We start from the raw sequence: 12,584 nt of genomic DNA on the forward strand, positions 1-12,584 counted from the left end.
ACGCGGCCGCTGCAGTCGCGGCGGGTACGCTGGCGAACCCTTGCAAGTGCCGCGGAGTTCGGAGTATTGGCGCTGTTGGTAGCCGTCGACTTCGAACTCGGTGCGCGGCTCATCGTCGACCCCGACACGGACTTCATTGTCGGCGCCCTTGCGACAGCGTTCGTCGCGATCGTGGTAGCTGGGCTCGCGCTCGCACGCAGAGTGATGCCGATCGGCGTGGCCGTCGGGTCGGCGTTCTCCGTCTCCCTCCTCGCCTCCATGGTCTCCGTGCCGGTCGGCAGCCCAGCTCTTTCGTTGACGGAAACCGCCGCAATCGTCGTGCTGACGATCTCCGGGATTCGCGGATGCGCAAGGCGCGGTGCGATCATCGTGGGCGCCGCAGCGCTCGCCGTCACCCTCGGCGGGGTGCTCCTGCGTCTTGGTTTCGACGTCACATTCGTACTGCTCGCGCTGCTGCTCTGGGGCTGCTCAGTCGCTGGCGGTCTGGCGGGCCGGTACATCCTCACCAAACGAGAGTCCGCGGTTGAAGCCGCCCGCCGAGCCGAGCGCATGGAGCTGGCGCGTGAGCTCCACGATGTCGTAGCGCACCAGGTGACCGGCATCGTAGTACGGGCGCAGGCTGCGATTGCCGTCGCGCACAATGACCGCGAGCGGGTGACAGAAGCCCTGGAGTCCATTGAGGCCGCCGGTGCGGAGGCATTGTCGGCAATGCGCAAAATGGTCGGGACGATGCGGGAGGGGTCGAACGATAGGTCCCCGCTCACGGTGCAATACGCGCTCTCGGACATCCCGGCCCTTGTTGAACGGTTCGACCCCGGTCTGACGCGCACGACGCTCTCATTTGAGGAGCCGCACGAGGCGATACCGCCCGGGGTTGGCGAGTCTGCGTACCGCGTGGTTCGGGAGGCGCTCACAAACGCGCGACGGCACGCTCCGGAGGGCAACACCCGAGTTGTGGTGAAGGCAGCGGGAGGGCAGCTTCTGATCGAGATCTACAATGACGGAGTGCACGGCGGCACGCGGATGCCTGGGTCGCGAGGGTTCGGCCTCACAGGCATGGCAGAGCGCGTCACAGCCCTCGGAGGAACTATGCGCGCCGGAGCCATCGAGGACGACACGTGGAGTGTCCGAGTGACGCTGCCGATGGTGGAGGAACGATGATTCGCGTCTTCCTGGCCGACGATCAGGAAATGGTGCGCGCCGGGTTCACGATGGTACTCGAGGCTGAGGGCGATATCGAGGTGGTGGGCACCGCAGGGTCTGGCGAAGACGCGGTTTCTGCCACGAAGCAACTGCGCCCCGATGTGGTGCTAATGGACATCCGCATGCCCGGTATGAACGGGCTCGACGCCACCAGAGTGATCACGTCGATCCCGCATGCGCCGCGTGTCGTAGTCGTCACCACATTCGACTCCGATGAGTACCTGCGTTCCGCGTTGCAGGCGGGTGCCTCCGGATTCCTGTTGAAGGACGCAGGCCCACGTCTGCTAGTCGAGGCTGTGCGAGCCGCAGCGAAGGGGGATGCACTCGTGTCGCCCTCCATTACCGTGCGGCTACTGGGTGAGATCGCATCAGCGACGACGGCACCGACCGAACACCACGGCCTATCCGATCGCGAGGTAGAGATCGCCGCAGCCATTGCGCGCGGTGGCACGAACGAGGAGATCGCCGCTGACCTCTTCGTTTCACTTTCGACGGTCAAGACTCACGCGCGGAACATCTCGGTCAAGATCGGAGCCCGCAATCGGGTCGAAATCGCCGCATGGGCGTGGCGTGCCGGTGTGGTCAGCTAAAGTGTATCCATTCAAACGCCCGGCGGCGTCGGCAGCCGCGGACAGCTTCGCGTGCACCTTCTTTCCGGTGCCATCGGTAGGCCATCTGGTGATGCCAGGTGCACGCCTTTCGGCACAGCCCGAATACCTCAGGCAGATCTCGCCAGGCGCGAAATCGGCACAGAGTGACACGATCTAGGTGAGAGGCGTCTGACGGGGCTGTCGTGGAGGAGAAGTTTTCGAGCGCGCTTACTGGTTCGCAACCCGCGTCGGCGCGGTCACCTTTCACCCTCATGAGATGCACAAGACTACGGAACCACGCGAATCGAGCGTTGGTGCACATCGTGAAATTCGCAGCTAGCTAGCATGATGCGTAATTGATTCCGGGAGTAACACCTCGAGCATCACGCCGGTTATGACGGCAATAGTTTTGTTCGATTCTTAGCACAAGAGAAATCAACGATCACAACGCGGTGAGCGATACCGTGGTCTTTTCGACATTGCGGTTCGTTTCGTGCACGCTATGCCGCAGTCGAAGGCCACTCTGAAAGGCGTGGCTTCCCCCGGCTTTTGCGTTTTGTGTGATCGTGTGTACACGCCACGTAAACGATGACGCTAATGAGGATCGGCCAGGTGGATTGCAAGGTCGCTACGATCAGGCAGAATATCCACTCGCAATGCCCGAGTTCCTTGATACTCACCGTCTGCGAGCTTGCGGAATCGACGTACCGGTTCAGTGGCGACGCCATGCAGGCGCTCCGTGAGTCGCTGGGCTTCGCGCTCAATCCGAGCCGTATCAAGCATGTCGGCATCGTAGACTACATGGAGCGCAAGTGATTCAATCCCGGTGTACCAAAGTGCGCCATGAGTTAGCGGAAAGAGCAGTGAGTCCAGGTCACCGCTAACGCCGCGCTCGCCAAGCGCTCTTGCATCGTCACCGGCAGTGACAATGATGAGCGCCTTGCGCCCCGCCAAGCCACCATCTCCGTACCGCCGGGGCATTCCAGTGTGCGGATCTAGATCGCCAAAAGCGAACCCGCTGGTGAGCACGCGGTCGAACCAGCCTTTGAGAATCGCGGGCGGTCCGTACCACCACAAAGGAAACTGGATGATGAGCAGCTCTGCGGCGGCAAGCTTCGCTTGTTCCAACTGAATGTCGGGCGGCAACTGGTCTGCGGCGTACGCGTGACCGAGGAGTGAAGCCATGCCGCCCGAAGAGTCCGATAGTTCACCCAGGTCGCGGTCACTGAGCACCGGGTCGAACCCTTGCGCATAGAGATCAGAGATTGCGACATCATAATCACCTCGCAGTACGGTGAGTCCTGTCTGGAAGAGGTGGCTGTTAAGCGAGTTGCGGCGCGGGTGTGCGTAGATCCATAACGCGTTGCCCGGAATGGGTTCGTGATCGATAGTCATACGAACTTCTGATCCTTATCTTGGGTGGGTGTGAGTGGGTGCACTATTGACTTGAGGCAAAGTGTTCCAAAACTACGGTCGCCACATCAGCCACCAAGGCATCGTCATACGTCTGCTCACGGTCATAACGCTCGGTCAAGATGGTGATGACAATCGGTTCACGTTCTGGCGCGAAGACAACTGCGATGTCGTTCCTCAGTGGGCCCGCTCCGCCTGACTTGTCCGCCACGACCCAGTCGGTTGGCGCACCCGCCCGAATGAGAGTGTCGCCGGTGGCGTTCGCACTCATCCAGTCGATCAGCAGTTCCTTATCTGCTGGGGCGAGGTGGTCGGCTCCGAGCACGGCAACCATGCTGGACGTAAACGCTGTGGCGGTTGTGGTGTTTGCCCCGGTGTGGACATTCGCGTTGTTGAGATCGGGTTCAATATCCGCGACTTGCGTAACGCTATCTCCCCACTCAGCAAAGGCCTCATTCATCCCTTCGGGACCGCCAATACGCTCCAGCACAAGGTTCATTGCCGTATTGTCGCTGAGGCGAACCGCAGCCTCCGCCAACTCCGTGAGCGTCAGCCCAGAATTCACATGGTCAGTAGTGAGCGGTGAATAGCCCGCCGCATCAACATCAGCCCGGGTCCACTTCATCCGCTCATGGCGGTCCTCCCCGTGCACCTGACTCAAAAACTGCGCTGCCGCAAATGCCTTGAGAGTGGAGGCGAAACCGAATCTCTCGTCTTCGCGGTGCTGAACACTGAGCCCGGTGCCGATGTCGATAGCGCTGACCGCAACCCGCGCCTGGTACATGTCCTCCAGCTCGCCAATACTCGAGCTCACCGCACTCAGGGAGCCCGAGGGCGGTACGGGTTCGGCACTAGCCGAGGGCACGGGAGCGTGGGTAAGTGGTGGTGTACTCGCTGTTGCCTCATCGTTGTGTGAGGCAGCGCAGCCCGAGGCCAAGGCTAATACCGCAGTAGCGACGAACCATAGGTAGCTGGTCACGGGGATTAACCTGCGTCGCATAGGTTTCACCTTCAAATGGGTCTCACTTCGTCCAAAGTGCAAGTCACTGCCAGGGCGGTTCAATATGTTGCCCGCCAGTCCCGGATAGTCTCAAGCGCTTGGTCAAAATGTGACTCGAGCAAGAAGTGGCCCCCGTCGAATAGTTCTATGCGAGCGTGAGGGGCGTGCTGCAGAAAGGCAGTGGCTCCGTCAGGTCCAAAAATCTCGTCGTTCTTGCCCCACACGGCGAGGACGGGCACTTGTGAACGCTCAAGCCATTCGTGGAACCTAGGGTAAAGCGAGCGGTTGCTGGCGTAGTCCGCGAAGAGCGCCAACTGTGCCCGGTCAATGCCAGGCCGAGCCATTAAAGCGGCGTCGTGCTCCCAGGCGTCAGGGCTCACAGTTGTCACGTCCGGTACCCCGTGGGTGTATTGCCAGCGAATCGCTTCATGCGACAAGGCGTAGCGCAGGGCCTGCTCGGCTTGTGCTGAACCAGTCGCGGCGTACTCCCAAATGGGAGCCCAGAAGTCGGGGACGAAGCCCTCTTCGTAAGCATTGCCGTTCTGCGTGATGATTCCCTCGATCGCCTGCGGGTGTGCGAGGGCTAGCCGCCAGGCAATTGGTGCGCCGTAGTCCTGGACATACACCGTGTATCTCTCTACACCTATCTGCCGCAGGAAGTCGGCAGTCACCTCGGCCAGCGCGTCGAAGGTGTAAGTGAAGGCGTTGACCGAGGGAGCTGCGGAACGCCCAAAGCCAATGTGGTCGGGGGCGATAACCCTGTAACGGTCAGCCAGCGAAGGAATCAAGTGGCGGAACATATGCGAACTCGTGGGGTATCCATGGAGCAAAAGCATGGTGGGCCCATCGCTGGGGCCTGCTTCACGGTAAAAGACCTCCAGGCCGTTCACGGTCAAGGTTCGGTGGTGGACACGTGCCATGCTAACTTCTTAACTAGTTGTTACCGGTTAGTGTTAACCTAACAGGCATCATTTCATTGAGCAACCCGGGAGGTGCGCATGGCCCAAGACGAGGACCTTCTCATGGCGGTACTCAATAGCGCTCCCGTGACTGCGGGCTCGCCGCAAGAGCAACTCACTGGCAAGGAAGGCGCGCAACTCGCACGCAACTTTGGTGGAACCGGGTCGCCCGAAGAGCTAGCCACGCTAATCAAGGTCCGCGATAGCCTGCAGCAAGCCATACGCGGCAACGACGAGGCGCTCGCAGACCTGTCGCAATTCACGAGCGAAATTGTGATGACACCTAATGTGACTGCCGATGGCATCCACTGGGAACTCAGCGCGCCCGCCACTTCACTCCTAGCCGCTCGCACCTTAGTGGCGTGGTCAGAAGTTCAGCATGAGCGCCCAGGGCGCCTACGGGCATGCGCCAACACTGAATGCAACCTCTTTCTCGTGGACCGAAGCCGCCCGGGCACGGCCAAATGGTGCTCCATGGCGACATGCGGCAACCGGATCAAGGTGCGCGCGCATGCCAAGCGCAACCGCAGCTCAGCGGAGTCGGAGTCCCGCGCTTGACGGGGGCTCTTCGGATATTTGGTGGGGGTCGTGGTGTGAGTCTGCCGACGGCGAGGAGCATTCTCAGTCGTTAGTTCTCGCGGTTGCGCAAGTCGCGGGCGAGGCCGCGGTGGAGCTCGTTGATCCCGTTGAAACTCCTATGTTTGTTAAGTCGTCGCTTCGGCGCGTGCGGCGCTCGAGGTAGACGTGTGTGCTGGGGCCCACTCGCATTTGGGCGACGACAGCCATCTGAAGAGCCCGGTTTAGGCGGCGGTCGCCACCGCGGTTGATGCCGTGCCGGACGATGTTGCCCGAGGGCGCGAGATCAGGCAGGCGCCGGTGAAGCTGGCGCATTAGATCTGTGATCCGCTTCGTGATGTCCTTGAGCGCAGATTCGGCATGCAGCGTTCGTGGTGACCTGCGTGGCGGCGAGGGGGCGATGGGCATCGCCGCCGGTGTGTCGCCCGGCCCGCGACCGCCCTCGACACTCCTGAACGCGACCTGTGCGGTCATGTTGCTTCGATCTCAACGGTCGTCAACTTACCGAAGAAGCGCCCAATTATTACGGCACATATACCGGAAATCGCATGGACTTGAGATGCGTCAGGGCTTCTCGTTGAGAGCGAGTTACTGTGCGGACATACCTGGCATCCCACTGCCACGCGCCTGCGCACCTAATTCGCTGACAAGCGTGGCTAGCGCATCGGGGTCCTCGACGTGCGCCAAGTGACCCGCCCCACTCAGTTGGTGAAGTATTGCCCGAGGGCTGTTGCGCTTCACGTCGGCAAACGATGTTCCATACGGCGGTCGACCGCGATTTCGTTCGCCGATAATCAGGTCAACTCGACCCGCGAGCGCACCCAGTTCCGACTCCTCGGGCGCATTGTTAAGCGCGAGCGTCTCCGGGTAAATAGTGCTACCGAGACTTCGTAGGTAACGCCACGTCTGACTGTCCGAGCGCACAGACGCCACCTCGTCGGCATTCATACCGGTTACTCGTTGTAGCGCAGTTTCGACACTGCCATCGGCATCCCGCATAGCGTGTAGTTGCGAGAGTTCTAATAGTGCGCTTGCGCCAAAGGGAGCCATGATGGGTTCATATGCAATCAGGTGTGGCACTGGCAGGGAGTTCGCCAGATGTAGCGCTATGAGGCCGCCGTAGCTCCATCCGAAAAGTGCACGCACATCACCGCATTCACGTATCACCGCTGACGCGTCTGCGAGTTCGGTTGCAAATCCGTAGGCGTCGGTCAGCGGTCCCGACGGACGCCGGCCACGTCGGTTTATAACCGCGACTGTCGGCCAGCCTTCAAGGCGTCGTGCAAAATCACCCCAAGCTGCGGCATTTGCCATGGCACCAGGGATCACCACAATGGCAGGCCCACGTGGGTCGCCATAGACGTCCACGGTCACCCAGCTGTCCCGAACCGCAATTCTTTTCTGTAACAATCGCTCCATAAATGGATTATAGAGCGATTGCGCTAGAATAGTCAACATGACGACCGCACCACGAGGACGACCACGGTCATTCGACCGGGGTGAGGCGCTGCGTCAGGCCGCCCACCTCTTCTGGCTCCATGGTTTCTCTGGGACATCGACCCGCATGCTGGCCACCGCGCTCGGAATTTCGAGTTCCAGCCTGTACGCGGCTTTCGGAACAAAAGCGGCGCTGTTCGATGAGGCGGTGCGCACCTATGCGCAGCGATACAGCGAAATTTACGCTGGCGCCGTGGCAGAGCCCACTGTGGCACGCGTCATTGAACGCTTGCTCACGGATTCAGTGAATGAGTTCACCCGAGCCAATGAAGGGCACCCGGGGTGCCTCACCAGTAGCGCAGTCATGGCCGACGCGCCCCCAACTTCCAACGTGCGCGCCTATGTGGCTGAGCTGCAATCTTCCGATGAAGACCTCCTGACATCCCGGATAGAACGTGGAATACAGGAAGGCGACCTCACAGCAGGAACGAACGCCTCGCTCGTGACTGAGCTCGTACAGACGATATGGCATGGACTTTCAGTCCGGGCCGAACTTGGGGCCACGCGCGAAGAGCTTCTGCGAATTGCCACTACCGCCCCCACGCTCGCGAGACCGGATCCGCTGAGTCAATCTCGCAAAGCCTAAACCTTCCGTCAAGCGATAGGCCGCATTCACGCCTCCAGTCTCTACCCGGGCGAGCTTTACCCAGGCGATCCCGACACCTCTTGCAACAGTGCGAGCTTGTCCGCATCCGTTGAGCCCGCGTCTGCGTGGAAGGCCACTAACGCGAGCCCATCCGAGCCGGCCGCTATTAGACGTTCGCGATGGAGAGTCATTTCTCCCACTATCGGATGACGCAGGCGCAGCGGTGCACTGTACTGACCGCGCACGTCATGCCGGTTCCACAGGTCCGCGAACCGACGGCTCTCACGTATAAGCTGCGTGACCAGTTCTTTCAGGCGTGGTTCAGCGAGCGAATGACTGGCCATGTTGCGCACTCCTGCAACTAGGCACACTGTGACACTGTCCCAGTCGGGGTGGAGCTCTCGCTCTGCAGGATCAAGGAACACGTCGCGTAATTGATTTCCGCCTTCTGCCAGGCGCGGGGACAGCGCCTTGGCCTTGTCGTTTGCAGCCACAATGTCAAAGTTTCGGTTTTCGATGAAGGCGGGGTACGGCAAGGAGTGTAAGAGGGCAAGCGTGCTCGTTGAGGGCGGCCGCGGAGGCCGCTCAGTCAGCTCAGCTGCCACACTGCCTTGAGCGAGTAATCGCAGGTGCTCGCGTAGCTCAACGTCGAGATGAAGCACCCGACTTAACGCCTCCTGGACCTGAAGCGAGGGATTACGGTCTCGGCCCCGCTCGAGGCGTAGATAATAGTCCACGCTAATGCCCGCCAGCATGGCCACCTCTTCGCGCCTGAGCCCGGGCACCCGCCGCCGCCCACCCACTTTGATCCCCGCCCGCTGCGGCGTCACCAAGGCGCGGCGCGCCTGTAAAAACGTCCCCAGCGGGTTGTCCTGCTCTCGCTCCAGAGCAGCCTCCAACGCCGATGCGCTCCTTGGGGGCCCCGCGAGACCCCCGGCTAACGAGGGCTCTTGCCGAGTCTTTACACCAGTCATAGTGTCAATAACGGTTAGTACATTGAGATTATTTCGAGAGGGCCACTATGACCGTCACCTTGATCACCGGCGCCAACAAAGGCATTGGCTTTGAAACCGCGCGGCGACTCATAGAACTGGGCCACACTGTGTATCTGGGCGCCCGCGACGTAGACCGGGGCACGGCCGCCGCGACTGAGATTGGCGCCCACTTTGTCCAGCTCGACGTCACCGACGATACGTCCGTAACGGCAGCACTCGCCGCAATCGAAGACGCGGATGGCGGACTCGACTTATTGATCAACAACGCCGGGGTGCTCGAACTCGAACTGTCTGGCGCGCCCGCGCTGCGGTCCTTCGACACCAACGCGGTAGGCGTACTCCGAGTGACCGAGGCCGCATTACCGCTCCTAAATAAGTCGCCTAACCCTACAGTCATGACCATCTCCAGCAGCGCTGGTTCGTTCTGGGCGGTGAGCAACCCGGACCGGCCCGAGTATGGCCTGCGAGCACCGCTCTACTCCGCGTCTAAAGCGGCCGCAAATATGCTAATGGTGCAGTATGCCAAGGCGTATCCCAGCATCAAGTTTGTCGCCCTCGAGCCGGGTACGACCGCAACGGATCTCACGGCAGGAATGGGAATTGGTCGACCCCCCGCCGAAAGCGCGCGAGTAGTGGTGCAGGTAGCGACTGCTGGCCGCAACTCTCTGACAGGAACCTTGCAGGACGAGTACGGGGAGCTGGCCTGGTGAATGCTTCGACCACGATTGGCATCCTTGGGGCGGGGCAGGCCGGGAGCGTGCTGGCGCGTGCTTTCCTAGACGTCGGCTATCGCGTCGCCATCGCCAACTCCCGCCATCCCCGCACGCTACGTGACGTTATTGCACCACTTGGCCCGCGCATCGTCCCTCTGTGGGCGACAGACGCTGCCGCCCAAGCGGATGTAGCGATACTTGCCTTCCCCTACGCGCCCCACCACACGCTTCCCGCCGCTGAGTTAGCCGGCAAGGTGGTGCTCGACAACAACAACTACATGCCGTGGCGCGACGGAAACTTCCCTACCGTGGATTCCGGAGCTGTGACGGTGCATGAGCTCCGCCAAGCCCAACTGCCAGGCGCCAAGCTTGCTAAGGCCTTCAGCCACATTCAGTTCCATGGCTTGCAGCACGTCCGAAAGCCCGGAGATGAGTTGCCAGCGCTGGTACGGCTGGCACGCCCTACTGGGGCGGCCGATCGTGTGGCCTTAAGCGTATGGAGCGACTTCCCTGAGACCCTCCCAGTAGTGACGCGACTATACGACGAACTGGGCTTCGACACCGTAGTGGCGGGACCGCTGAGTGAGTCATGGAGAGTGGGTCCCGGCACTCCCGCGTGGAACGCCTCTCTAGTTGGGCAGTCGCATGCAGACCTGGTGTCCAATATTCGCGCTGCGCACAGGCACCATCAGTGACTGTGCTGGCGTGTCACGCGCACAAAACGTGACTGTAGTCGAACCGTCCCCGGCGTGATGCTATGCCGTGTTGCTAAATCCATTGGAGGGCTGCGGAGAGGCGGACCCCGGCCGCGTATGAGCTTGCGGTCTTGTCGTGTCGGGTCGCGAGTCCTCGCCACTGCTTGACGAAGTTGAAGCAGCGTTCGACGACGTTGCGGCCTTGGTAGCGTTCCTGCTGCTCGTCGCCGAAGTCGACCGGACGACCTGGCCGCTTGCGACGCTTCGCGATCTGATCGGCGCGTTCGGGGATCGTGACCTTGATGCCGCGCTCGCGCAGGCGGGCCCGGTTCTTCTTCGACGGGTAGCCCTTGTCCGCTAGCACCCGCTCAGGCCTTGTGCACGCAGGCCCTCTCCCCGGAACGTGGATCTCGTCGAGCACGTCGGTGAACATGCTCGTGTCCGCGACTTGCCCACCGGTGAGGACGAACGACAGCGCCCGTGCCGTCCGTCGCAGACGAGTGGATCTTTGTCGTCAAACCGCCCCGTGACCCGATCGCATGGTCAGGAGGCTCCGGCCCGGATTCGTTACGGAGCCCCCCTGTGTCCCGCGGCAGGGTCGCGAGGTGCTGGTGGACGCGCACGATCGAGGAGTCCACCGACACGACCCAGTCGATTTCGCCCTGAAGCGACGCGCGCTTCTGCAGGTGGGTGAGCAGGTCTTCCCAGACTCCATCGACAGCCCAGCGGCGGAAGTTCTTGTAGGTCGGGTTCCAGCTTCCGAACCGCTCGGGCAGATCCCGCCACGCAGCCCCCTCCAAAACCGCCACGCCGTCGCCTCGACCGCCGTGCGCCGATCCACCGGCGGCCGGCCCCGCCTCCGCGCCGGCGGGAATGAATCGCCCCGGGTTTTGTGGAGGCTCGGTTAGTTGGTTCCGGCCCCGGCGGGGACGTGGTGTTCAGCGTATTCGACTGCTGGCTGGGATGCCCAGTAGGCGTCCTCGGCTTCGACGGGCGGGATCATGCCGATCTCACCGTGGAGACGGCGATGGTTGAACCAGTCGACGTATTCCGCGACGGCGATCTCGACATCGCGGATCGAAGCCCAGCCGCCTTTCGGACGCATCGCGGGGTTGCGGATGCACTCGGACTTGAACAGCGAGTTGAATGCCTCGGCGAGGGCGTTGTCATACGAATCGCCCTTGGAACCGACCGAGGCGACAGCGCCGGCCTCCGCGAGCCGCTCGGTGTAGCGGATGGCTCGATACTGGGCTCCGCGGTCCGAGTGATGGATCAGCCCGGACACGTCCTGTCCTTCTCGCTGGCGTTGCCAGAGCCCCATGTCCAGGGCGTCCAGGGCGAGATCGGTGCGCATCGCGGTGGAGGTCTGCCAGCCCACGACGCGTCGTCTGAACACGTCGATCACGAATGCTGCGTAGACCCAGCCGGCGTGGGTGCGAATGTAGGCCAGGTCTGCGACCCAGAGCTGGTTCGGGGCGGTCGCCTCGAACCGGCGCTCCACGAGGTCCTCCGGATGCTCCGTCTCCGGACGATCACTGACCGTGGTGCGCCGGGTCTTCTCCCTGGGGACCCCCCCCCGCAGACCCTGATCCCGCATGAGCCGTTCGACCGTGCAACGAGCCACCGGTATGCCCTTCCTGTTCAGCTCGGCATGGATCTTCCGCGCCCCGTAGACGCCGAGGTTCGCCGTGTGCGCGGTCGTGATGTCCATGATCAGCTCCGCGTCCCTCACCGCCCGCGCCGACGGTGGCCGGGCTTTGGCGGCGTAGTAGGTGCTCGGGGCGATCTGCACGCCGCTCTCACGGAGAACGCGGCAGATCGGCTCGACCCCGAACCGGTCCCGGTGCTCGTCGACGTACTCGACGAGCACCGCGGTCGGCACCTCGGCTATCTCAGCTTGCGGTCGAGCTCCGCGGCCGCGAAAAAAGCCGACGCGGTCTTCAGGATCTCGTTCGCCCGACGCAGCTCCTTCACCTCACGTTCGAGATCCGCGATCCGCTGCGCATCCGCGGTCGTCACCCCGGGCACGACACCGCCATCGATCTCCGCCTGCCGCACCCACGTGCGCAACGCCTCCGGATGGATCCCGAGCTGATCCGCAATCCGCTTGATCGCCCCAACCTTACTACCCGGATCCCGACGAGCATCCAACGCCAACCGCGTCGCCCGCTCCTTCAATTCCTCGCTGTACTTCCTCGGTGCTGCCATGACTCTCATCCTTCACAGATTCAAGAGCCTCCATCAAACCCGGGGCGATTCATCTCCCTGATGAGCGCACGGCAACCACAGGGTTACCCAGCCGTGCGAGCTCCTCCGAGACAGCATCACGCAATTTGCGTTCGGAAGCGAGATCGGCC

Annotated in this window: 14 protein-coding genes and 1 other annotated feature; of the genes, 6 read left to right on the forward strand and 8 right to left on the reverse strand. The window is 62.0% G+C overall.

The genetic code is table 11. The annotated features are described in order from the left end of the window. Positions 1-66: 66 nt before the first annotated feature. Together ACSAGD_RS15085 and ACSAGD_RS15090 are read left to right on the forward strand one after the other, a co-directional pair. A complete protein-coding gene (locus ACSAGD_RS15085; protein WP_437583599.1) occupies positions 67-1,161 on the forward strand; it encodes a sensor histidine kinase in 1,095 nt (364 codons plus the stop codon). Continuing rightward, positions 1,158-1,793: a response regulator gene (locus ACSAGD_RS15090; protein WP_437583600.1), complete on the forward strand. Its 636-nt coding sequence runs from the start codon at positions 1,158-1,160 to the stop codon at positions 1,791-1,793. The genes ACSAGD_RS15085 and ACSAGD_RS15090 overlap by 4 nt, the downstream gene beginning before the upstream one ends. A 594-nt stretch (positions 1,794-2,387) precedes the next feature. Here the strand turns inward: ACSAGD_RS15090 and ACSAGD_RS15095 are convergent. The 3 genes from ACSAGD_RS15095 to ACSAGD_RS15105 form a co-directional block, all read right to left on the reverse strand. Further along, entirely contained in the window at positions 2,388-3,188 is an 801-nt protein-coding gene (locus tag ACSAGD_RS15095) for an NAD(P)H-dependent oxidoreductase (RefSeq protein WP_437583601.1), read from the reverse strand. 43 nt (positions 3,189-3,231) lie between these two features. Further along, on the reverse strand, positions 3,232-4,020 hold the full coding sequence (gene bla, locus ACSAGD_RS15100) for a class A beta-lactamase (protein ID WP_437583602.1): 789 nt from the start codon (positions 4,018-4,020) through the stop codon (positions 3,232-3,234). A gap of 245 nt (positions 4,021-4,265) precedes the next feature. Then, on the reverse strand, positions 4,266-5,126 hold the full coding sequence (locus ACSAGD_RS15105) for an alpha/beta fold hydrolase (RefSeq protein WP_437583603.1): 861 nt from the start codon (positions 5,124-5,126) through the stop codon (positions 4,266-4,268). A 78-nt stretch (positions 5,127-5,204) separates the two neighbouring features. Here ACSAGD_RS15105 and ACSAGD_RS15110 point away from each other — a divergent pair, with 78 nt between their 5' ends. Further along, on the forward strand, positions 5,205-5,723 hold the full coding sequence (locus ACSAGD_RS15110; RefSeq protein WP_437583604.1) for a CGNR zinc finger domain-containing protein: 519 nt from the start codon (positions 5,205-5,207) through the stop codon (positions 5,721-5,723). Positions 5,724-6,329: 606 nt separating this feature from the next. Here the strand turns inward: ACSAGD_RS15110 and ACSAGD_RS15115 are convergent. Further along, positions 6,330-7,199, reverse strand: a complete 870-nt coding sequence (locus ACSAGD_RS15115) for an alpha/beta fold hydrolase (RefSeq protein WP_437583605.1) — start codon at positions 7,197-7,199, stop codon at positions 6,330-6,332. Here ACSAGD_RS15115 and ACSAGD_RS15120 point away from each other — a divergent pair. Then, positions 7,198-7,824: a TetR/AcrR family transcriptional regulator gene (locus ACSAGD_RS15120; RefSeq protein WP_437583606.1), complete on the forward strand. Its 627-nt coding sequence runs from the start codon at positions 7,198-7,200 to the stop codon at positions 7,822-7,824. The two genes, ACSAGD_RS15115 and ACSAGD_RS15120, sit on opposite strands and share 2 nt — an antisense overlap. A 56-nt stretch (positions 7,825-7,880) precedes the next feature. Here the strand turns inward: ACSAGD_RS15120 and ACSAGD_RS15125 are convergent, their stop codons facing one another. Next, positions 7,881-8,723, reverse strand: a complete 843-nt coding sequence (locus ACSAGD_RS15125; protein ID WP_437583607.1) for a helix-turn-helix domain-containing protein — start codon at positions 8,721-8,723, stop codon at positions 7,881-7,883. Between the two features lie 122 nt (positions 8,724-8,845). Here ACSAGD_RS15125 and ACSAGD_RS15130 point away from each other — a divergent pair, with 122 nt between their 5' ends. Next, a complete protein-coding gene (locus tag ACSAGD_RS15130; RefSeq protein WP_437583609.1) occupies positions 8,846-9,529 on the forward strand; it encodes an SDR family NAD(P)-dependent oxidoreductase in 684 nt (227 codons plus the stop codon). A 47-nt stretch (positions 9,530-9,576) separates the two neighbouring features. Further along, a complete protein-coding gene (locus ACSAGD_RS15135) occupies positions 9,577-10,227 on the forward strand; it encodes an NADPH-dependent F420 reductase (protein WP_437585193.1) in 651 nt (216 codons plus the stop codon). A gap of 73 nt (positions 10,228-10,300) precedes the next feature. On the opposite strand, the gene ACSAGD_RS15140 is transcribed toward ACSAGD_RS15135, so the two are convergent. The 3 genes from ACSAGD_RS15140 to ACSAGD_RS15150 all read right to left on the reverse strand — a co-directional run bounded on the left by ACSAGD_RS15140 (position 10,301) and on the right by ACSAGD_RS15150 (position 12,435). After that, positions 10,301-10,660: a transposase gene (locus tag ACSAGD_RS15140; protein WP_437583611.1), complete on the reverse strand. Its 360-nt coding sequence runs from the start codon at positions 10,658-10,660 to the stop codon at positions 10,301-10,303. Beyond that, entirely contained in the window at positions 10,596-11,036 is a 441-nt protein-coding gene (locus ACSAGD_RS15145; RefSeq protein WP_437583613.1) for a transposase, read from the reverse strand. The genes ACSAGD_RS15140 and ACSAGD_RS15145 overlap by 65 nt, the downstream gene beginning before the upstream one ends. A gap of 95 nt (positions 11,037-11,131) precedes the next feature. Continuing rightward, a protein-coding gene (locus ACSAGD_RS15150; protein ID WP_437583614.1) for an IS3 family transposase occupies positions 11,132-12,435 on the reverse strand; the annotation gives its coding sequence in 2 pieces (ribosomal slippage) (positions 11,132-12,141 and positions 12,141-12,435; 1,305 coding nt in all). After that, positions 12,005-12,157, reverse strand: a sequence feature (AL1L pseudoknot). Its footprint overlaps the gene before it by 153 nt. Positions 12,436-12,584: the final 149 nt, after the last annotated feature.

This window comes from Paramicrobacterium salitolerans (genome assembly GCF_051513965.1).
In the GTDB taxonomy this organism is placed as follows: domain Bacteria; phylum Actinomycetota; class Actinomycetes; order Actinomycetales; family Microbacteriaceae; genus Paramicrobacterium.